This is a genomic window from Tessaracoccus palaemonis, from assembly GCF_019316905.1.
Taxonomy (GTDB): domain Bacteria; phylum Actinomycetota; class Actinomycetes; order Propionibacteriales; family Propionibacteriaceae; genus Arachnia; species Arachnia palaemonis.
Window position 1 is genome coordinate 3163830 of the sequence record NZ_CP079216.1, and the last position, 21383, is coordinate 3185212.

Annotated in this window: 17 protein-coding genes and 1 tRNA gene; 11 read left to right on the forward strand and 7 right to left on the reverse strand. The window is 66.9% G+C overall.

The features are described 5' to 3' along the window. Positions 1–4 precede the first annotated feature (4 nt). The 6 genes from KDB89_RS14340 to KDB89_RS14365 all read left to right on the forward strand — a co-directional run bounded on the left by KDB89_RS14340 (position 5) and on the right by KDB89_RS14365 (position 10513). The gene (locus KDB89_RS14340) at positions 5–3217 is read left to right on the forward strand and encodes an Eco57I restriction-modification methylase domain-containing protein (protein ID WP_219082175.1); all 3213 of its coding nucleotides are present in this window, start codon (positions 5–7) and stop codon (positions 3215–3217) included. Between the two features lie 22 nt (positions 3218–3239). Further along, positions 3240–3920, forward strand: a complete 681-nt coding sequence (locus KDB89_RS14345) for a hypothetical protein (RefSeq protein WP_219082177.1) — start codon at positions 3240–3242, stop codon at positions 3918–3920. Then, positions 3917–4756 carry a hypothetical protein gene (locus KDB89_RS14350; RefSeq protein ID WP_219082179.1) on the forward strand — a complete coding sequence of 280 codons (840 nt, stop codon included), beginning with the start codon at positions 3917–3919 and terminating at the stop codon, positions 4754–4756. The genes KDB89_RS14345 and KDB89_RS14350 overlap by 4 nt, the downstream gene beginning before the upstream one ends. Next, positions 4753–7092, forward strand: coding sequence for an AAA family ATPase (locus KDB89_RS14355; protein WP_219082181.1), 2340 nt, complete (start codon positions 4753–4755; stop codon positions 7090–7092). The genes KDB89_RS14350 and KDB89_RS14355 overlap by 4 nt, the downstream gene beginning before the upstream one ends. Continuing rightward, on the forward strand, positions 7064–8458 hold the full coding sequence (locus KDB89_RS14360; protein WP_219082183.1) for an McrC family protein: 1395 nt from the start codon (positions 7064–7066) through the stop codon (positions 8456–8458). The genes KDB89_RS14355 and KDB89_RS14360 overlap by 29 nt, the downstream gene beginning before the upstream one ends. 723 nt (positions 8459–9181) lie before the next feature. Continuing rightward, positions 9182–10513 carry an ISL3 family transposase gene (locus KDB89_RS14365; protein WP_219082186.1) on the forward strand — a complete coding sequence of 444 codons (1332 nt, stop codon included), beginning with the start codon at positions 9182–9184 and terminating at the stop codon, positions 10511–10513. Positions 10514–11456: 943 nt separating this feature from the next. Here the strand turns inward: KDB89_RS14365 and KDB89_RS14370 are convergent. The 4 genes from KDB89_RS14370 to KDB89_RS14385 form a co-directional block, all read right to left on the reverse strand. Further along, positions 11457–11879: a hypothetical protein gene (locus tag KDB89_RS14370; RefSeq protein ID WP_219082188.1), complete on the reverse strand. Its 423-nt coding sequence runs from the start codon at positions 11877–11879 to the stop codon at positions 11457–11459. 83 nt (positions 11880–11962) lie between these two features. Continuing rightward, on the reverse strand, positions 11963–12973 hold the full coding sequence (locus KDB89_RS14375; protein WP_219082190.1) for a hypothetical protein: 1011 nt from the start codon (positions 12971–12973) through the stop codon (positions 11963–11965). Next, the gene (locus KDB89_RS14380; RefSeq protein ID WP_439654858.1) at positions 12960–13532 is read right to left on the reverse strand and encodes a DUF6932 family protein; all 573 of its coding nucleotides are present in this window, start codon (positions 13530–13532) and stop codon (positions 12960–12962) included. Before KDB89_RS14380 ends, KDB89_RS14375 begins: the two co-directional genes overlap by 14 nt. 536 nt (positions 13533–14068) lie before the next feature. Beyond that, a tRNA-Ala gene (locus KDB89_RS14385) sits at positions 14069–14141 on the reverse strand. 141 nt (positions 14142–14282) lie between these two features. On the opposite strand from KDB89_RS14385, the gene KDB89_RS14390 reads away from it, so the two are divergent. Beyond that, entirely contained in the window at positions 14283–14870 is a 588-nt protein-coding gene (locus tag KDB89_RS14390; protein ID WP_219082194.1) for a hypothetical protein, read from the forward strand. Positions 14871–14886: 16 nt separating this feature from the next. Here the strand turns inward: KDB89_RS14390 and KDB89_RS14395 are convergent, their stop codons facing one another. Continuing rightward, complete coding sequence (locus KDB89_RS14395) at positions 14887–15909, reverse strand: adenosine deaminase (RefSeq protein WP_219082196.1); 1023 nt, start codon at positions 15907–15909, stop codon at positions 14887–14889. A gap of 103 nt (positions 15910–16012) precedes the next feature. Between KDB89_RS14395 and KDB89_RS14400 the strand changes: the two genes are divergently transcribed. After that, positions 16013–16321, forward strand: coding sequence for a DUF2316 family protein (locus KDB89_RS14400; protein WP_219082198.1), 309 nt, complete (start codon positions 16013–16015; stop codon positions 16319–16321). Between the two features lie 53 nt (positions 16322–16374). Here KDB89_RS14400 and KDB89_RS14405 read toward each other — a convergent pair whose 3' ends face one another. Next, a complete protein-coding gene (locus tag KDB89_RS14405) occupies positions 16375–18108 on the reverse strand; it encodes a glycerol-3-phosphate dehydrogenase/oxidase (protein WP_255556019.1) in 1734 nt (577 codons plus the stop codon). A 231-nt stretch (positions 18109–18339) separates the two neighbouring features. On the opposite strand from KDB89_RS14405, the gene KDB89_RS14410 reads away from it, so the two are divergent. From KDB89_RS14410 to KDB89_RS14420, 3 genes are all read left to right on the forward strand, one after another. Then, positions 18340–18975 (forward strand): cysteine hydrolase family protein, encoded by a 636-nt coding sequence (locus KDB89_RS14410; protein ID WP_219082200.1) that lies wholly within the window; start codon positions 18340–18342, stop codon positions 18973–18975. Positions 18976–19097: 122 nt separating this feature from the next. Next, on the forward strand, positions 19098–20030 hold the full coding sequence (locus KDB89_RS14415) for a sugar-binding transcriptional regulator (RefSeq protein WP_219084346.1): 933 nt from the start codon (positions 19098–19100) through the stop codon (positions 20028–20030). 67 nt (positions 20031–20097) lie between these two features. Further along, entirely contained in the window at positions 20098–21042 is a 945-nt protein-coding gene (locus KDB89_RS14420) for an enoyl-CoA hydratase/isomerase family protein (RefSeq protein ID WP_219082202.1), read from the forward strand. A 22-nt stretch (positions 21043–21064) separates the two neighbouring features. On the opposite strand, the gene KDB89_RS14425 is transcribed toward KDB89_RS14420, so the two are convergent. Next, positions 21065–21343 (reverse strand): DUF7218 family protein, encoded by a 279-nt coding sequence (locus tag KDB89_RS14425; RefSeq protein WP_219082204.1) that lies wholly within the window; start codon positions 21341–21343, stop codon positions 21065–21067. Positions 21344–21383 lie beyond the last annotated feature (40 nt).

A 21383-nucleotide genomic window follows, 5' to 3' on the forward strand; every position in this document is an offset into this window, starting at 1 on the left:
AGTCATGGCTGGTGAATCCTTCGTCGGTGTCCGCGTGCAGGGTGGCCTCATCCCTGCCGAACTGCTGTCGCGCATCTCTGCTGGCGCTCTGCCCGGGCAGTCCTCCGCCGACTACCACCTCGCTCCCGGCGAGTCCGTCCGTGAGGCCGCCAACAGGGCCTGGGCGTACCTGACCGGCGTGTGGGCCACCTACCGGCAGGCCGCCGAGCGGCTCCCGGAGTCCGACCGCGGGACGAGTCTCACGCGCGAGCGGTGGCTCCTCATCCTGCTGCGCGAGCTCGGGTTCGGGCGCGTCTCCACCACGCCGGCGGGCGGGCTGCACGTCGACGGCAAGAGCGCACCCATCTCACACCTGTGGGAACAGGTGCCCATGCACCTGCTCGGTCATCGCGTCGAGCTCGACCGCCGCACGCAGGGGGTCGCGGGCGCCGCCTCCCAGTCGCCTCAGTCGATGGTGCAGGAGCTCCTCAACCGGTCCGACGAGCACCTCTGGGCCGTGCTGTCGAACGGTGTGACACTGCGCCTGCTTCGCGACTCGACATCGCTCGTCGGGTCGTCCTACGTGGAGTTCGACCTGGAGGCCATCTTCGACGGAGACCTCTTCGCCGACTTCCTCGTCCTGTTCAGCGTGTGCCACGAGTCACGGCTGGCGATCCGAGACCAGGGGCTGGGGCCAACATCCTGTTGGCTCGAGGCCTGGCGGAGCGAGTCGATCGAGTCCGGCACCCGGGCGCTCGATCAGCTCCGCGACTCGGTTCGGGAGGCCATCACCACCCTCGGCACCGGCTTCCTCGCCCATCACGCCAACGGTGCGCTGCGCGACAGCCTGACCGACGGCACCCTGCGCATCGAGGACGTCAACCACGCTCTCCTCCGGGTGGTCTACCGTCTCCTGTTCACCTTCGTGGCCGAGGACCGCGGGCTGCTGCTCGATCCCGACGCTGCGCCGACCACGAGGCAGCGCTACCTCGACTTCTTCTCCACCGCTCGGCTCCGCCGCACTGCGCGGCGTCGTCGCGGCACCCGCCACACCGACCAGTGGCGGGCCCTGAACCTCGTCTGGGACGGCCTCGGCTCCGTCGACGGGCGTCCTGAGCTTGGCCTCATCGGCATCGGCGGGCTGTTCGACGCCGGCCCGCTCGACGTGTTCCGCGAGGCGGAGCTCTCCAATGAGGCGCTGCTGCGAGCGGTGCGTCAGCTCAGCCTGATCGAGGAGGCGGGGTCGCGCGTCAGGCGGGTGGTCGACTACCGCAACCTCGGCGCGGAGGAGCTCGGCTCGATCTACGAGACGCTGCTTGAGTACGTCCCCTCGTGGGACGCCGGGCGCCGCCGGTTCGAGCTGCTCAACTCGGCCGGCAACGACCGCAAGTCCACGGGCTCCTACTACACGCCCACCTCGCTCATCGAGTGCCTCCTCGACTCGGCCCTCGACCCCGTCCTCGACCGGGCGGAACGCCAGCCCGACCCGGAGTCCGCCTTGCTGGCCCTCACCGTGTGCGACCCCGCGTGCGGCTCGGGCCACTTCCTCGTCGCGGCCGCCCGGCGCATCGCCAAGCGCGTCGCGGCGATCCGCACCGGCGACCCCGAACCCCCGCCCGAGCGGATCCGCGAGGCCCTCTCCGACGTGGTGGGCCGATGCATCTACGGCGTCGACATCAACCCGCTCGCCGCCGAACTGGCGAAGGTGTCGCTCTGGCTGGAGACCCTCGACCCGGGTCGCCCGCTGGCGTTCCTCGACGCCCAGATCAAGGTGGGCAACTCGCTGATGGGAACCACCCCGGGCCTCATCGCGGGCGGGGTGCCGGACGACGCGTTCGCCGCCCTGGAGGGAGACGACAAGAAGGTCACCGCCGCGCTGAAGAAGCAGAACAAGGCGGAGCGAGCGGGCCAGGACGAGCTGTTTGCCGCGCCGGCTCCCGCGGTCGATCCGACACTTGCCCAGGACCTGGCCAGCCTCATCACCGGCGTGGGAGCGGCGTCGCTCGCCGACGTACACGCCCGGCAGCAGAAGCTGCATGCCCTCGAATCCGATCCGACCGTCCAGCGACTCCGACTCGTGGCCGACGCCTGGTGCGCCGGCTTCGTTTGGCCAAAGCTGCCCGGGGCGCCGAAGGCGATCACAGACAGCACCGTCCGATCCATCGAGCGGGGCGAGAGCCTCCCGGCAGACACGGCCGACACGATCCAGGCGCTGGCCACCGAGTACCGGTTCTTCCACTGGCACGTCGAGTTCCCTCACCTCTTCCACCCCGGCGGCCAGGATGAGACCCTCGGCTGGACCGGCGGCTTCGACGTCGTCCTCGGGAACCCGCCGTGGGAACACGTGGAGCTGAAGGAGCAGGAGTTCTTCGCCGCGAGGGACCCACAGATCGCAGCGGCTAGCGGCGCCAGACGCAAGCGACTAATCCGGGATCTGCCGGTCGACAACCCAAGGCTGTCGAGCGAGTTCGAGTCAGCCAAACGCCACCTCGACGCGACTCGCCACTTCCTCGCTGCCTCCGGGCGATTTCCGCTCTGCGGGCGCGGCCGAATCAAGACGGACTCTGTGTTCGCCGAAGGCAGCCGCCATCTGGTCGCGGAGCATGGGCGGATGGGCATGATCCTCCCGACGGGGATCGCCACCGACGCCACGACGCAGTACTACTTCAAGGACCTGGTCAAGCGTGGTTCTCTCGTCAGCCTGTATGACTTCGAGAACGCCAAGCCTCTGTTCGTTGGCGTGCACCGCTCATTCAAGTTCTGCCTGCTGACCCTTGCAGGGCGCGGCGAGCGGGTGCCCAAGGCGGAGTTCGCGTTCTTCGCGCACGACCCGTCCGACCTACTCAAGGACGACGCCCGTTTCGAGCTCACCCCCGAGGAGATCCAGCTCCTCAACCCCAACACCGGAACCTGCCCGATCTTCCGCACCCGCCGGGACGCCGAGATCACGCTCGGCATCTACCGCCGCGTCCCCGTGCTGATCAACGAGAACGATCCGGTGAACGGCAACCCGTGGGGCATCAGCTTCATGCAAGGGCTCTTCAACATGACGAGCGACTCGCACCTCTTCCACACTCGCGACGAACTCGAGGCCGACGGCTGGACGTTGAACGGCAACGTCTTCGAGCGACCACTCCCCCCCCCCCGCAGGGACAGCCGCATGGTCAGTAGAACGGATGCTGCCTCTCTACGAGGCGAAGATGATTCACCTCTTCGACACGAGGTGGGCCACCTATGAGCCGGACGGTCAGATTCGTCCGATGGACGAGGCAGAGAAAGATCGGCACGAGCATCCACTTCCCAGGTACTGGGTTGCTGAGGCTGACTCAGACCGCGCCTGGGGGTCTAGGAAGCCAGCGGGACCGCACTTCGCCTGGCGTGGCATCGCGAGGACGAGCGACGTGAGGACTGCAATCGGAACGATCATGCCGACTTCACTCCCAGGTGGCGGCAACTTCGACATGGTGTTGGGAGCTCCTCGGGGACAGCTTGCCAGCTTCGCCGCTGCTTTCTCATCATTCGTGTTCGACTTCGCGGCTCGTCAGAAGCTGAGCAACATGCACCTGCAGTTCTCTGTCGTGAAGCAGCTGCCTCTTCCGTCGCCAAGTGCCTACGCAAATGTAGGTATCCCTCTTGACCGCCCGCTCGCATCATGGCTCGAGCTGCGAGTCGACAGACTCAATGGCTGGATCGCCGACCCCGACGAGCGAGCCCGAGTTAGGGCAGAGCTTGATGCACTGATGTTCCACGTCTACGGCCTTGGCCGCGACGACGTGTCGTACGTGCTTGATACGTTCCCGATCGTGAAGCGCAAGGACGAGGCGGCGTTCGGCAGCTACCGCACGAAGGAACTGATCCTCGCCGCCTACGACGCCCTCGGCGAGGCCGAAGCGTCCGGCACCTCGTATCGCGCGCCTTGGAACCAGGAGGTCCACGCATGACGCAGCAGGTCGAGCGCATGCTCCCCCTCTATGAAGGCAAGATGGGGTGGCAGTATGACCACCGAGCCGCAGGTTTCGTAGGCCTCGGGGACACGGACATCCTTCACAACACTGACAAGTCCGATGACGCGCGAGTGCTCCCCCGATACTGGGTTCGTGAGGAGGTGGCTCACGACCGCTTGGGCCGCCGCCGTTGGGGTACCGAGACTGCGCTTCTCGGTTTCCGGAGAGTCGCTCGCAATACCGATGAACGAACGGTCATTGCTAGCCTGCTTCCGTGGGGCGCGGCCTCCTACGGCTGGATCCTCAGCGCCGGACCCGATGCCCAAGCGTTAGCTCTGCTCATCGCGCAGTACAACTCCTACCCATTCGACTACATGCTTCGGCAGTTCTTGTCGCAACCGTCAGTACCTCAAGGCACCTTCAGCCAACTGCCTATCCTGCCGCGGGAGGCCTTTGATGAAATGGATGACGTCTTCGGCGGGACCGCTGAGTGGATCATCCGCCGCGTGGCGGTTCTCACGGGATCTGGTAACGAGCTGCACGCCTACACACGCGCCTTGGAATCAAACATCGAGCCTCCCGTTCCGTGGGTGGCGGACACGAGGTATCGGTGCCGTCTCGAGCTCGATGCTGCCTTCTTTTACATGTTCGGGATCTCCCGCGATGACGTCGACTACATCATGGAGAGCTTCCCCATCGTCAAGCGGAAGGACATCGCGGCGCACGGCACCTTCCGCTCGAAGGACATGATCCTCGAGATCTACGACGCAATGCAGGCAGCGATCGACACGGGTACTCCGTACCGCTCCGCGCTCGAAGAGGAACTGGCATGACAATGCAGAGTGACGGACCCGAGCATGACGCGCCGGCTCGCGGCGAGGGCCCCGCGCGCGCCTGGGTGGTCCGCGCCGGCAGCAACGGGGGGTCCGAAGCATCGAACCTCCAACTCGGACGGGCGAGCATCGGATGGTCCGACGTCCCGGACATGACGTCCCTCACCAGCCGCGAGCAGGTGCGCGGCGTCGTGGATCGGCTGTATCCGAACGCGACCAGGGCGAGTCGCGGGGCCACAATGGGCCAGCTGTGGGCGTTCCGTACCTCGATCGCTGTCGGCGACATCGTCGTGATGCCGCTCGTGACGCACCCGGGCATGATCGCAGTGGGCCGGTGCATCGGGGTCTACGGCTATGACCCCACCGCCCCTGAAATGGGCCGTCACTATGTGCCCGTGCAGTGGCAGCCGGAGTTCGTCCCCCGCACCGCACTCCTGCAGGATCTGCAGAACACGATCAACGGCGCGAGGACGGTCTTCAGCGCCCACCGCAACAGTGCGGCAGAACGCCTCGAGGCTCTGGCGCAAGGGGGCGTCGATCCGGGGCCTTCTGATACTGAGCCACGGGATGCGTCCCGCCTCGAACGCCCCCGTTACCTCGTGATCCTCGAGGCTGCCCTGGACGCGGTCGAGCCAGGGACCTGGACGACCTACGGCGACCTGGCAGCGATCGCTTCCACGAACCCGCAGACCGTCGGCAACTTCACCAACGGGAGCGGCGCCGAGGCCGCGCACCGTGTGCTCGGAAAGGGTGGCAGACCCGTCGCCGGCTTCGGCTGGGCCGACAATTCTCGAACTACACAGCGCGAGGCCCTCGAAGCCGAGGGCGTCATCTTCGGCCCTTCCGGGAACGCCGACGAGACTCAGCGTGTCCGCGCCGAGGATCTCCGCGAGTATCTGGAGACCATCGGAGTTCTCGAACCCCTCCCACGGCGCGCCTGGCTGGTGCGGGGGTCGTCGGTCGACGGTCACGATCTGGTGCCTACCTGGCTGGGTTCCGGGTTCGCATCCCTGCGAGCCGCCAAGCTCCGCGAGGTCGAGGCGGGCATCAGCCGCGCGGAGCTGAAGGTGATCGTCGACGAGGACTACTCGCAGACCTCTTACGCAGCAAAGGCGGCGAAGCTCGACGAGTTCCATGCCTTCCTGTCGCGCATGCGCCTGGGCGACGTGATGGTCACCACGAGCCAGGGCAAGCTCCACGTGGGCACGATCACCGGCCCGGCGGAGTACGTCCCCTCGCCCGGGGGCCTGTCGAATCTGCGTCGCGACGTCGACTGGTCGCCGGACGGACATGACTACGGCGACCTCGCCCCCGAGATCAAGTCACGCCTGCAGGTGCAGTACGACGTCGTCGAGATGAGCCAGCAGCTCGGGCTGCTCGAGGAGCTGCTCACTCCAACCCAGGTGGAGGAGCCGGTACCGTCGCCGACGGTTCGCGAGCTGGTGCTGCCCGACGCCACCGATGAGCTCGCCGAACGCCTGCACGTCGACCGGCCCTGGCTGCAGGAGTGCATCGACCTGCTCCGCGACCGACCGCAGCTCATCTTCTACGGCCCTCCCGGCACCGGGAAGACGTTCATCGCGCAGCACCTCGCTGGGCACCTGGCCGGCGACAACGTCCGCCTGGTCCAGTTCCACCCCGCCTACTCGTACGAGGACTTCTTCGAGGGCTACCGTCCCCTCGAGGAGGGTGGCTTCAAGCTCAAGCCAGGTCCGCTGCGGAAGGTGGTCGACGCGGCGCGGGACAACCCGTCGACGCCCTACTTCCTCATCATCGACGAGATCAACCGCGGCAATCTCGCCAAGATCTTCGGCGAGCTGTATTTCCTGCTCGAGTACCGCAGCCAGAACGTCGATCTCCTCTACGCCACCGACGACGACAGCGGTTTCACACTGCCGGAGAACGTGTTCATCATCGGGACGATGAACACCGCCGACCGGTCGATCGCGCTGGTCGACGCTGCGATGCGCCGCCGCTTCGCGTTCGTTCCGCTCCACCCGTCCGAGCTTCCCACCAGCGATGTCCTGCGCCGCTGGCTGCTTGCGACCGGACGAGACGAGGTGGTCGCAGACCTGCTCGACGAGCTGAACCGACGGATCGACGACAACGATTTCAAGATCGGGCCCTCGTACCTGATGCGCGACGCGGTGCACGCCGACGGCGGGTTGGAGCGCGCCTGGCGCACCGCCATCCTGCCGCTGCTGGAGGAACACCACTTCGGCGACGGGATAGACGTCCGCAAGCGCTACGGCCTCGACGCCATCTTGGCGCGCGTCGCCGCATCCCAGGGGCCCGCCGAGGCGGACGATGACGACGCGGCCGCCGATCCTTCGTGAGGGCGAGCCACCTCACCTCGTCCACCTGAGGGGAGGTACCGCCGACGCTCTGCTGGAGTCCGGTGTCCTCAAGATGACGAGGACCGACCGGTCCGGCTGGTGGGAGGTCGCGGCGGGCACCCAGGTGGGCGTCGTGAGCGTGGCAGGGATCGAGGTGATCATCCGCCCGAAGATCGACATCAACCGGTTGGTGTTCCTCATGGGCTACGCCCGTCGCCCAAGCCACTGGCGGGACGATCTGGTCCACCTGGACCCGGACGCCGAACTTACCGAGGCGCTCGCCGACGCATTCCTGGCGCTCACCCGCCGGGCTGTCGACCAGGGGCTACTCAAGGGCTACGTGACCGTCGACGACAGCCTGCCCGTCCTGCGGGGTCGCATCCGCGAGGCGGACCAGCTCCGCCGTCGCTTCGGGCGCGAGGTCCCGTTGGAGGTCCGCTACGACGACTTCACCGTCGACATCCCCGAGAACCAGCTTCTCCTCGCAGCCGTTGAACGTTTGTTGGCTCTGCCCGGCGTGACCCGGCGGCACAGGGGCGGACTGCAACGGCTCCGCCTCCAGCTGGCCGACGTGTCGCGCCTCCCTCGCGGGGTGCGGCCGGCCTGGACCCCTAGCCGACTCAACGCCCGCTACGTTCCCGCCCTCGAGCTCGCCGAGTTGATCCTGGCCGGCCGGTCCTTCGAGCAGCGCGTGGGCGACACCGTCGTCACCGGATATCTGCTCAACATGGCGAGGGTCTTCGAGGACTTCGTGACGGTCGCTCTGCGAGAGGCGTTCCGGGCCTTCGGCGGGCGGTCACAGCTGCAGTACGGTGCCTTCCTCGACGAGGCGGAGACGGTGCCGGTCAAGCCCGACTTCGTCTGGCTGGAGCAGGGCGTTCCGCGGGTCGTGGTCGACGCGAAGTACAAGGCGGAGAAGCCCAGCGGCTTCCCCCAAGCGGACCTCTACCAGCTGCTCGCCTACTGCACGGTCCTCGGCCTCGACGAGGGACACCTGGTCTACGCGAAGGGGTCGGAGGACGAGCGGACACACGTGGTGAAGCGGGCGGGCGTCCGGATCATCGCCCACACCCTCGACCTGGACGTCCCACGTTCCGACCTGCTCGAGCAAGTCGCCGGACTCGCACGGGTCATCCACAGCTCCGAAACCGAAGTCCCGCTGCCCTCGTTGACGCGGGACATGAGCAACAAGCCGACCACCAACTCCAGCGTTCGTGCCCGCCTCGGCATCTCCGACCGAAACAAGGCTCAATCCTCCCGCATCACCAGGGAAGCCGCCGATGACGGAATGGTCGTGACCTACGATCCCACCGTCGGCCCTGGCTCGATCAGGCATGTCCCGTTCTGGGCCGACCCAGAGCGGTGATTGTTTGTTGATGGAAACCTACACTCATCGGCCGACGACCACCTCGAATGTGCCTTGACAAGGCGATACGCCTCAAATCCGATCTTGATCGGTCATGTGCGGGGACAAGGTGGGAGCCGCCACTTCAGCACCGCGGCGGGGCAGAGGATTGGGGCGGGCGTCCCGATGAGACCACTATGTTGATCGGGAGCCCGCGCGCCTCGCTGATAGCTCAAATTGTGCCTGACAAGCTGGTACAGATCATCAAGGTCGTTGATCGGAAACGCATCGAAGGTCGGCAGGATAGGCAAGGCGGGCGCGGACGGTCCGCTCCGGCTCCCAGCACACTCCAACGCCCACAGAACTCCAGTGACGGTGATCAACGCGCGATTACCGTCGCTCGTCGAGGTCTTCGTAGAGCACGCCAACAGCTGCCGTGCCATCTTCGCGTGACGTCAGACTGATCCTCGCGACTTGTGTCGTGAAGCCAATCAACCGGTACAGGCAGGATGCGGATTTGATGATCTCGTTCCGGAATGCCTACGTGGACCTCTTGAACAGTGCGCGCGTGGTCACACACGACGCCTGCGCGCTGCGACAACCCGAGCCGACGGTAGATCGGCTCTTCGTACCTGAGCGTGGGGTGAGCGTGGATCCGGCGGCGGGCGTGTCGGGGGGCGGGAGGGGGTCGAGGCCCTCAAGAATCGGGGTTACCACACCACCTGATCTTCAAGGACCTCGACGATGCCCGATCCTACGTCCTGCTGCCGTGCCGGCGGCGGCTACTGCCAGCGCTGTGACCTTCTGCTGGGGTTGCCCGGGCTCCACGTGACCGGTGTCCATCGCGACGACGCGGGGCTTCGGGTTGAGGTCGAGTCCCGGCTGCCGGGGGTGATGGGTTGCCCGACATGTGGGGTCGTGGCGCATGCGCATGGCCGGCAGCGGGTGGAGTTGATCGACGCTGCCTGTTTCACGGCGCCGGTGCGGTTGTGGTGGCGGAAACGACGATGGCTGTGTCCGGAGCCGTCGTGTCCGGTGACCTCGTTCATGGAACAAGACCCCGACGTGGCGCGGCCCAGAGCGTTGCTCACCGCTCGGGCGACATCGTGGGCGGTCGGGCAGATGCGCCGCGAGAACGCTTCGGTTCAGGGTCTTGCCCGTCAGCTGGGTTGTGCTTGGAAGACGCTGTGGCGAGCCGTCAAACCGATCCTTGAAGCAGCCGCCGACGATGAGTCGCGCTTCGCCGGTGTCACCACGCTGGGTGTTGACGAACACATTTGGCATCACGTCTCGACCAGGCCTGTCGAGCAGGGTGGACGCGGCCCGAAGGAGTTCACCGGCATGGTTGATCTCACCCGCGACCAGCACGGACACGTCCGGGCGCGGCTCCTTGATCTGGTCCCGGGTCGTTCCGGCGAGGCCTACACGTCGTGGCTGAAGGCCCGCGGCGACACGTTCCGCGAAGGCGTCGACATCGCCACCCTGGACCCATTCCACGGCTACAAGAACGCCATCGACGACCAGTTGGAGGACGCCATCGCGGTGATCGACGCCTTCCACGTGGTCAAGCTCGGCACGACCGCGGTCGACGAGGTCCGCCGCCGGGTCCAGCAAGACATCCACGGCCACCGCGGCCGCAGACACGATCCGCTGTATCGGATCCGCAACCTACTGCGCGCCGGCCGGGAACACCTCACCGACCGGCAGAAGACACGCCTCGAGACCGCGTTCACCGCCGACGACCGACACGTCGAAGTCGAGGTCGCCTGGCACTGCGCCCAACAGCTCCGCTCGGTCTACCACCAGCCCAGCCACGCCGACGGCCGCAGGGTCGCAGAGCAGATCCTGGCCACGTTCCCGTCGTGTCCGATCCCGGAGATCGCCCGCCTCGGCCGGACCCTGAACCAGTGGCGAGACGCGTTCCTGGGCTACTTCACCACCGGCGGCGCCAACAACGGCGGAACCGAAGCCATCAACGGGTTGATCGAACTCGCCCGCCGCGTCGCCCGAGGATTCCGCGACCCCGATAACTACCGCCTCAGAATGCTCCTCATCGGCGGCGGTCTACGACTATGACCCCACGCTCAGGTCCGAAGAGCCGGTAGATCACCAGGCCTGGCAGGCCAAACGCTCTGCCGTTGCCGAGTCTGCTGGCGCGGCCGCCCGAGCCTACGCGCGGCACGGCGGCACCCTTCACTCTGCGCAATGCCGCATACATCATGAAAGATGTTGATCCGGTCACAAACTGGGAGATGACTCTTCGTGATCCCGACCAGTTTTCGCCAGAGACGGTCGTCTCGTCAGTCGAGTCGGCGAGTGGCGAGCGAGGCAGGACTCGGTGGAGGCCGCCGAGCTCGAGCGCGGCCTTACAGGATTGATAGCCGCCTTCCTTCGTTGGCCATCTGACCTGCGGGAAGCTGTCGGCCTGGACGTCCAGCCCAGCTCGCCGCAGCTGGCATCATCGGTGTCATCGGACAGCTACTGGTCGCCGCATTCGGGGGCGCTCTCTCGATCGGTATTGCTGCTGGCCAGCGGCTCTCTGGGATCTGATCTCTTGACGTCATCACCAACCGACCGTTACCCGACTTCGCCTCTCCACGATCTCCGCTGACGCTCTGTAGCCGATCCAGCCGGGCCACGATGGTGATGTTCACGCGGTCAGGCGTGGACTCGTGCTCCAACAGCACAGCACCTGCCAGCCCGCGTCTTGGCGAGCGTTTGTCGCCTCGGTGTCAGGTCATCGTTGCGAACGCAACTCTGACCAGAACCGCAATCACCGCCACGGCCCGAATACCGTTCCTCCGAGCAACGACGGGATGCAGATGAGTGGATGGTGACGAGCGTTATGTTCGATGTCGTGTGGACCCCAGACCGTGGGCGCCCCACCCTGGAGGCGCGAGAGCCCGATGCTAAGTGCGGTTGATGGGCGTTGTCCGGGGCCGTTCGAGGCACCAGCTCTCCGGAACCCACGGCATGCACACAGCGACACATCGACCCTGTGTGAGACGCCGCCTTCCGGCTAGCGCGAAGAGTCGGACTGGGTCGAGGCGTTCAGCCCAGTGCCTCCTGATAGCAAGTGCCTGCTCACCTCGCGGTACCGGTCGATGGCGACCCCGTATGCGAGCCACGCCCCTTCGCGTCCGCAGAGCAGGCCCATAATCGCGTCCTTCACCGCGGTTGCGGCCCCGGTGACCTCTCGACTTGTGAGGACGGCGACCCTGGCATGTGCGGCCATGAGCCCGTCCAGTCGGTAGCCGTCTACCAAATCCGTAACAGAAAGCCCAGAATTACGCGGGTCTTCATCGAAGTCAGCGATGCGCTCGGACTCTTGTTCGGCGGCTTGATCAAAGGCTATGACCGCATCTCGGCGGTCCGTGTATCGACTCTGCGCGGCCTCGAATCGGAAGCGTTCTCTCGACTCTGCTCTAGCCATGTCAGCCATGCGCGACGAGTGTCTGTTGGCGAGTAGCAACGTCAGTAGCGAAGCAGCGGCGGGAGTAAGAACCGCGATCCATTCCATGCCGGCTACGCCTCGTCGTTCAACACGGTGGGCGTCCCTTGAGCGGCTCGGATGGACATCATCGTGTACCGCCGACTCACACGCCCATCCGGGCGCTCTTGGGTGGTCGTCAGAGCGGTGACCTCCACCAGGTCATCGACGTTCCACTTGGTCAGCTCATCGCCACCGAGGTCCCCCATGTCCAGGAAGAGCAACCTGTCACCTACTTGCAGGGCCCACTGCTGCCGGTTTGAGATTGTGGCCAGTTGACCGGTGAGCGTCTCCTCCATCGCGTTAAGTCCCCGGCCCTCAACGACCTCGGCTAGATACTTCGCCTCAAAGGGCTTCACGATGGCGCGACGCGTCGGCCGCGTGGGCTCACGCCACGCGACGTCAAGGGTGATGCCACTCTCTTCGATGGCCCGGGCCAGGCCGCCAACGGCGCTGCCCACTCGCGGCCCGAGATCACGAAGCCTTGTGACCAGCTCATCCGTGAGATCTGGCGTGTCGTGGGTTGCCGCGAGCAACTCCACGAGCGACTCAGACGCCAAGTCAGCAAGTGGGCGCTTCGCGATCTCAGGTGTGATTGCCCGATTCCCGCCGGGCTCGACCTCTTCCATCGGGAGCTGCTTGGGCTCGACCAAGAAGACCACAGAGCCCCGCGCTGGGGAGGCCGACAACACGAGCCGGGTTCTGAGCACCACCTCTGCCGGCAGTTTCCCGCGGATCGACTTGATCCCCTCCAATGCGGCGCCCGTCGCAGTGACTGACTTCTGCCAAGCCGAGGAGAGGTGGGCAACCGCGTCCAGATCCGCCCGATGCCCAGGGACAGCGTCCCCGGTGAATCGGAGCTGGCCGCTGGACCTCATCTCGCGCGCCGAGCCATGCTGACTAGCCACCATGGTCTCGATGCCCGCACGCGTCAGGTCTCCTGGTTCGTCAAGCACAGGGAACTCGTCGAGCCCGGGAAGGGCAAGGAAGCGGCGCCACAGGGTTTCGCCCGGTTCCATGCGGGGTGTGTTTTCATCGGTAGCCATCAAGAATCACCTCCACGTATCCGCGTCTGGGGACCGAATCCACGCGAGGGTCGGAGTCCCGTTGCCTCACCCACAAGTCGTCCCAGTATCCGCGATAGGAGTAGTAGTCGGGGGATGAGGTTGGGCCGGGTCCGTCCGTTGGATCCCACTCCAGGATGTACGAATCCACTTTGATGTTGAGGAGTTTCTTGACCGAACTCTGAGCGACCACCGTGACGAACCGTTGCTTCAGCGGGTCGAGCATTGAGGCCTGGAGGTCGGCAGTGTCCACCACATAGACGCTGTCGAGATCACCAGGCACAGGCTTGTCGGTCAGAAAGCTACCTGAGAGCCATGCAGCAGGTACCCGGCCCACGTTGCTTCGAAGAGTGTCGGTCAACTGCACCCAGTCATCCCAGATTCTCTGTCGAGCGGGCGCTAGCCCGTGCACGAAAGCGGCCTCAACGTCGGCAGGCTCGCAGGTCCACCGCCCGTGAGGCAACGCGCCATCATTTAGGAGTGGGAGGGACACGTTCTCTCCTGAGCATGCAACGGATCGTACACAGCCACCCTGACACATTCTGTGACGCTGGGGGCCGATTCGACCTCACCGTGACCATGAGGTCAGCGCCAGGTGACGGGACTGCTGAACGAGAGGCTGACAGTTTCGACTTGGCCGCGATGGCCCAGTCTTGTTCATCATGATGGTCTCGTAATCGATAGGCGTCAATCTGCCCAGACACGCCCGCAGGTGGTCCAGGCGCGACGGTCGAGAACGTTCGTCTGCAGCAGCGCGAAGGTGGGTCTCCAAGGACGCGTTGCCCCTGATCGAGCCCGCCGTCCTATGGTTCCGGCCACGCGAAGACAGGCAAGTGAGCGAGTCAATACTCCTGCTCCGGCGCTCACCGCCTCCAGCCCTGTGAACTACGCAACAGACACCGGTGCTTCGCAACAACGGGGTCGTCAAGGCTTGGACGTCGACGTGACTCCAACGCGTCGATGGAGCAACGATCCGCCCCAAGACCTGGCGCAAGACACGAAGAGCCGAGCCGACGCGGGGCTCTCCGCAGTTACACGTGACTGATCAGAGACAGAAGTCGCGACTCATCACAGCGGTGGAGCATAGGGGACTCGAACCCCTAACTTCCACCTTGCAAAGGTGGCACTCTACCAATTGAGTTAATGCCCCGAAGACCCCTGAAGTATAGGGGAACGTCGCCTGCTCGGCACATCGAGCCCGAGCGCGACCCAGTCAAGGAGGGGCCGCCGGGAGTCTGTCAGTCCCGGGTGGCAGGGTGAGCGTTGTTCACACCCGCCACAGGAGGCGCGCATGTCCTACCCATCTCAACAGCCCGCAGGGCCGTACCCGACGCCCGCCGCTCCCCGGCCGAAACGAGAGGGGTCGGCGGTGCTGATCTACCGCTCGATCCTGTGGTTCGCCGTGGCGATAGCGCTCGTCATCGTCGCGATGACGACCTCCAGGATGACCGCCCGCAGCTATGCGGACCTCCTCGACCTCGCGGGCGAGAGCTTCGACGCGAACAACGGGCTCACGTCGGGCGCGCCCCAACAGGCCGTGGCCAACGGGTGGTACACCAACGACCTGCTGACCGTGATCGGCAAGCAGAACAACACCCTGATGAGCATCCAGGGCAGCCTGCTGTGGATCGCGGTCATCCTCGGGCTGGGGGTCGCCGCCCACGTGGCGGGCTCGTCGCTGATCCGCCTGATGACCAGGCCGAAGCCCACGCAGGTACCCACGCCCATGCAGTCAGGAACCCCCGCGCCGTGGATGAACGGCCAGGGCCCGACGCCCGGGTACGGTCAGCCGACCGCACCGAACGGCCCGCCTCCCCAGTACCGGCCGGCTCCTCAGCATCCCTACCCGACCGATCCTCGTCCCGGGCAGGGAAGCTGACCGACGTCAGGTCGGGTCAGCGGCTCGGTATCCCCACAGAGTCGGCGACCCAGGCGTCCAGTTCGGCCAGCAGTTCGGCCTTCCGCTGGTCGGGCGCGAAGGACGCGACGATGGAGTTCCTCGCCATGGTCACCAGCTCGTCGACGGTAAAGCCCTCGCCCGCGACGGCGGCGTAGTTGGCCGCGACGTAGCCGCCGAAGTAGGCGGGGTCGTCGGAGTTGACCGTGACGATGACGCCGGCGTCGAACAGCCGACGCAGGGGGTGCGCGGCGAGGTCGGCGACCGCCTTCAGCCGCACGTTCGACAGCGGGCAGACCGTCAGCGGGACCCGGCGCTGGGCGAGCTCGGCGACCAGCGCGTCGTCCTCCGCAGCCCGGATGCCGTGGTCGATGCGCTCGACGTGCAGCGTGTCGAGCGCCTCCCGGACGTAGGCGGCCGGGCCCTCCTCGCCCGCGTGGGCGACCAGTCGGAGCCCCAGTTCGGCGGCGCGCGCGAAGACGTCGGTGAACATCGCCGGCGGGTGCCCGACCTCCGCCGAGTCCAGCCCGACGCCCAGCAGGTCCTCGGCCCGCCCGGCGACCGACTCCAGCGTCTCCATCGCCGACGCGACGGGCAGGTCCCGCAGGAAGCAGAGGATCAGACCGCCGGTCATGCCGAACCGCTCCCCCGCGATCCGCAGCCCCTCCAGCAGCCCGTCCATCACCGCGTCGCCGCTGACGCCGTTGCTGGCGTGCACCTGCGGGTCGAAGAACAACTCAGCGTGACGGACGCCGTCGGCGTGCGCCCGCTCGAGGTAGGACAGGGCGAGGTCGCGGAAGTCGTCCGCCGTGCGGAGCACCGCCATGCACGCGTAGTAGAGGTCGAGGAACGACTGCAGATCGTCGAAGTCGTAGCGCAGACGCAGATCCTCGACGCCCGCAAACGGCAACGTCACCCCGTTGCGGCGCGCGAGCTCGAACGCCAGCTCGGGCTCGAGCGTCCCCTCGATGTGCAGGTGGAGTTCGGCCTTCGGCAGGGAGCGCAGCGCTTCGACGGTCATCTGGCGAGTATGCCCACTCCGCTCAATCTCCGCCATCCCGCACCCCCTCGCGCAACTCGGCCGCAGCGGACCGCGCCGTCCGTCGTCGTGCCATGCTGCGGACATGTCGTTGACCCCACGCCAGCAGCGCCAGACCGCAGCCGAGCTGCGCACCCACCTCGACGCCGTAGGGCTGAGTGAGGAGGTCGTCGCCGACGACCTCGAGTTCACGGCCGAGCGGCTGCGCCGGACGCTCAGCGTGACCGACTCGGGGGATCCCGCCGACGTGTGGCTGCTGCGGGACTACCTCGCTCAGGCGGCCGCCGACGCGGGCATCGTCGTCGCCCCCTTCACCATCCTCACCGACGCGTCGCGACGACAGGCCGCCGTATGGTTCAACCTCCGCCCAGCGCCGAGGCACGACTTCGCCTGAATCGACGTGGGGTGCGTGCCAGCGGCACGCACCCCACGATCGTCCCTGTCGCGTCAGGCGGTCACGCCAGCGCCGACAATGTCGACGGCCTTCTCACGCTCGGCCGACGCTGCGGCGTCCGTCGTCTGCTCCTCGGCCGCGAGCTCGGCGGCGATCCTGGCACGGTAGTTGGCCTTCTCCGCCGCGGACCTCGCGTCGTCCCAGCCCAGGGCCTTCGCCGCGATCTCGGCCACCTCGTCGACGCACGCGCCGCCGCGGTCCCGGGACTCGGAGTTGAGGCGGACGCGGGAGACGAAGATGTCCTCCAGGTGCAGCGCCCCCTCGACGGTGCACGCGCGGGAAACCTCGGCGCGGATGAACTGCGGCGCGTGCTGCAGCGGCTGCGCGAGCGTCGGGTTCTCGTCGATGCTGGCCAGCAGGTCCTCGATCTCCGATCCGTAGCGCGACAGCAGGTGCTTCATTCGATCGGCGTCGAACCCGTACTGCTTCCCGAGACGGGCGGACTGGTTGACGACGGCGTCGTAGCCGTCGGCGCCGAGCAGCGGCAGGCCGGCGGTCGGCGACGGGGTGGCCTCGGCCGCCTCCTTGCCCAGCGCGAAGTCGACGGCGTCCTCCGCCATCACCCGGTAGGTGGTGAGCTTGCCGCCCGCGATCGCGACCATGCCGGGGATGACCTCGGAGACGGTGTGCTCGCGGGAGACCTTGGTGGACTTCGACTCGTCGAGCACCTTCGGCTGCAGCAGCGGCCTGAGCCCCGCGTAGGTGCCGATGATGTCGTCGCGGGTCAGCAGCTTGTCGAGGACCTCGTTGGCGTGCGCCAGCACGTAGTCGATGTCGGCGCTCGTCGGGACGGGGTTCTCGAGCTGCTCGTGCCAGGCGGTGTCGGTGGTGCCGATCACCCAGTAGTGCTGCCACGGGATGATGAACAGCACCGACTTCTCGGTGCGAAGGAACATCCCGGCCTTCGCCTTGAGGCGGTCGCGCGGGATGACGATGTGGATGCCCTTCGACGCCAGCACCTTGAGGCCGCCGGTGCCGCCGGCCATGTCCTGGGTCTCCTCGGTCCACACGCCGGTGGCGTTGATGATCTTCTTGGCGCGGATGGTGAACGATGCGCCGGTCTCGAGGTCGGTGACCTCCGCGCCGGCCGCGGCGCCCTTCTCGTCCTTGACGATCCCGGTGACCTTGATGCGGCTCGCGGCCTCGGCGCCGTACTTGAGCGCGGTGCGGATCAGCGTGATGACCAGGCGGGCGTCGTCGACGCGGGCGTCGTAGAACTCGATGGCGCCGCACAGCGCGTCGGCCTTCACCTCGGGGAAGTGCCGCATGGCGGCCTTCTTCGAGAGGTGCTTCTGCGTGGGGACGGTCTTCCGGCCGCCCGCGCCGATCACGGCGAGCGCGTCGTACATGCCGACGCCGACCGCGGAGTAGGCCCGCTCGACGACGGGAGTCTTCAGCGGCCACAGGAACGGCTGCGCCTCGACGAGGTGCGGCGCGATGGTCGTGAGCAGGCGCCCGCGCTCCTTCAGCGCCTCGGCCACCAGCTTGAAGTCCAGGTTGTAGAGGTAGCGGAGCCCCCCGTGGACGAGGCGGGAGGAGCGCGACGACGTGCCCGCGGCCCAGTCCTGGTAGTCGACGACCGCGGTGCTCAGGCCACGCGAAGCGGCGTCGAGTGCGATCCCGGCGCCGGTCACGCCGCCGCCGATGACGAGCACGTCGAAGACTTGCGACTGCATCGCCTCAACCGAGGCTGCCCGCTGGTCGGGCGTGAGTGAGGTTTTCGTCACGTTTGACTCCTTTAAATCCCTTTGTCCCCACTGTCCATGTTCTGAACGCTCCGGACAACATCGGTGCACGTTCGTGCAGGCGACGTCACTTGCGCGACGACGAGCTTGCAGAAATCGGCCGATCTACCGGGGGAAAGTCCTTGTCATCCGATCGTTCGATTCCTCGTCGGCCTTTGCTCAAAGTCGTAGAGTTGGAGGGGAAATCGACCCTGGTTGCAAAGGAGCACCACGATGAACCCCACCACCACCGCCCTCGTCCTCATCGAGTTCCAGAACGACTTCACCGCCGAGGGCGGCACCCTCCACGGCGCAGTCAAGGAGGTCATGGACAAGGAGCACGTCCTCGACCACGCACGGCAGGCGGCCGACGCCGTTCGCGCCGCCGGAGGCGCCGTCCTCCACTGCCCCATCACCTTCGCGCCCGGCTACGGCGAGATCACCGCGCACCCCTACGGCATCCTGAAGGGCGTCGTCGACTCCTCCTCCTTCGTGCGCGGCGGCTGGGGCGCCGAGATCTGCCAGGAACTCACCCCCGTCGACGGCGACATCGTCATCGAGGGCAAGCGCGGCCTCGACGCCTTCGGCTCGACCAACCTCGACTTCGTCCTCCGCTCGAAGGGCATCACGACCGTCGTGCTCGCCGGCTTCCTGACCAACTGCTGCGTCGAGTCCACGATGCGCAGCGCCTACGAGAAGGGCTTCGAGGTCGTCACCCTGACCGACGCGGTGGGTGCCACCTCCGTCGAGGAGCACGACTCGGCGATCAAGTTCGACTACCCGATGTTCTCCAAGCCGATGAGCACCGACGAGTTCGTCGCCGCCCTCGGCGCCGACCGGGAGCTGGCGGACGCCTCCCGCGGGTACTGATCAGCCCAGGCGGCTACCGGACCCGAGAGCCCGTCCCTGCAAAGGGCTATGCCTAAGATGGCCGGGACAAGGAGGTTCACGTGGCCGACAAGAGCAGCGAGGCGCTCGTCACGGTCGCACGTATGTACTACGTGCAGTCCGAGACGATGGACGCCATCGCCCACCACCTGGGCGTGTCCAGGTCGACGGTGTCACGGCTCCTCAAGGAGGCGCGCGAGCAGGGGCTCGTGCGCGTGCAGATCGTCGACCCGGCACGCCCGGTGGGCCGCATGGCCGATCTGTTCCACCGCAACTTCGGCATCCGCGCGCACATCGTGCAGGTGCGCCCCGGCTCCAGCGGGATCTTCCGGCTCGACCAGGTGGCCCGCACCGCCGCCGAGCTCCTCGGAGAGACCGTCTCCGACGGTGACACCGTCGGCGTCGCGTGGGGGACGACCGTCTCCGCCGTCGCGACCCACCTCCGCCCCCGCGACCTCACGGGCGTCACGGTCATAGGGCTCAACGGCGGCGCGAACCACCAGACCACCGGCCTGCCGTACGTCGGCAGCATCCTGCACCGCTTCGCCGACGCGTTCCGCGGCCAGGAGCAGCTGCTCGCCCTCCCGGCGTTCTTCGACGACCCGGCCACCAAGGAGGCGATGTGGCGGGAGCAGAGCACGCGCCACATCCTCCACGTGCGGGACTCGTGTCGCGTCGCACTGTTCGGCATCGGCGGCCTGAACTCCGAGCTGCAGTCTCACGTCTACGCGTCGAACTACCTCACCGAGGGTGACATCCAGACCCTGAGAGACCAGGGCGTCGTCGGCGACGTCTGCACGGTGATGCTGCGGGAGAACGGCACCTACCGCGACCTCGAGATCAACCAGCGCGCCACCGGGATGACGCCCGCCGAGCTGCAGCGCATCCCGCGTCGCATCTGCGTGGTCAGCGGCCTCGCGAAGGCTCCCGCGGTGCTCGGCGCGTTGCGCGCAGGGGTGACAACGGACCTTGTCATCGACCAGGAGACGGCTCGCACGGTCCTCACGCGGCTCAAGCCGAACATCCGGCTGTCCTGAGCATCCGCCAGCCCTTCGAGGAGGGGGCCATGCGGCATGAACGCACCTGAGCTATTAGGCTGCATCCATGTCTGACTACATCGTCACCGACGTGATCGACGGCATTGGCCGCATCACGCTGAACCGTCCGGCGGCCATCAACGCCCTGGACGAGTCCATGATGCACACCATGACCGAGACGTTGGTGCAGTGGCGCAACGACGACGACGTGACCGCCGTCGAGCTCTCCGGCAACGGCGACCGTGGTTTCTGCTCCGGCGCCGACGTGCGCGCCCTGTCCCAGGCGCTGACCTCGGGTGGCGCCTGGCTGCACTTCCTTGAGCACGAGTACTCGCTCGACATGCTCATCGCGGACTACCCCAAGCCCGTGACGAGTCACCTGCGCGGCATCGCGATGGGCGGCGGCCTCGGCATCGGCGCCCACGCCGACCGGCGCATCGTCTACGCCGACACGGTGATGGCCATGCCGGAGACGAAGATCGGCTTCTTCCCCGACGTCGGCATCATGTACCAGCTGTCCCGCGCCGGCGCCGTCGGCCGCCACGTCACGCTCACGTCGGCCACCTTCACCGGCGGCGACGCCCTCCTGATGAACCTGGCCGACGAGTCCGCTGACGGTCCGCTGCCCGCGCCGCTGTTCGACTCCGCGAGCGCGTGGATCGAGGAGTGCTACGTCTCCGACCAGCCCGCCGACATCATCGCGGCGCTCGAGAACCACCCCGACGAGAACGCCCGCAAGGCCGCCGCGGAGATGCGCCTGCGCTCCCCGCTGTCGGTGCACGTCGCGCTCCGCGCGCTGAACCGCGCGAAGACCCTCAACCTGGGCGCGATCTTCGACCAGGACCTGCGCCTGGCCGAGCGCCTGCTGCCGAAGGGCGACTTCGTCGAGGGCGTCCGCGCCCTGCTGGTCGACAAGGACAACCAGCCCACGTGGCTGTACCCGTCGATCGAGGAGGTCCCGCTCGAGGTCGTCGACGAGATCTTCGCGTACCGGTCCTCCTGGAAGAGCTGAACGGGCGCCCTCGGAACCGGGATCAGTGGTTCCTGAGGGCGTCGATGAGCTCATCCTTCGACATCGACGAACGCCCGCGGATCTCCAACTCGCGGGCCCGCTGCAGGAGCTCGTCCTTGGTGCGGTCTTCGTAGTCGGCCGCCTCGCCACCCTTGCGGCCGACGGCCGACCTGGACGTCGCGGCCGCGGCGTTCGCGATTCGCGCGGCCTTCTCCTTGCTGGCCCCGTCGTCGCGTAACGCCTCGTACACCTCGGGATCCTTCACCGACGGTCCGGGGTCCTGAGTCTTCTTCTTCGCCATGCTCGCTCCCTTCCCCGCCCATTCTGGTCGGGTCGGGGTC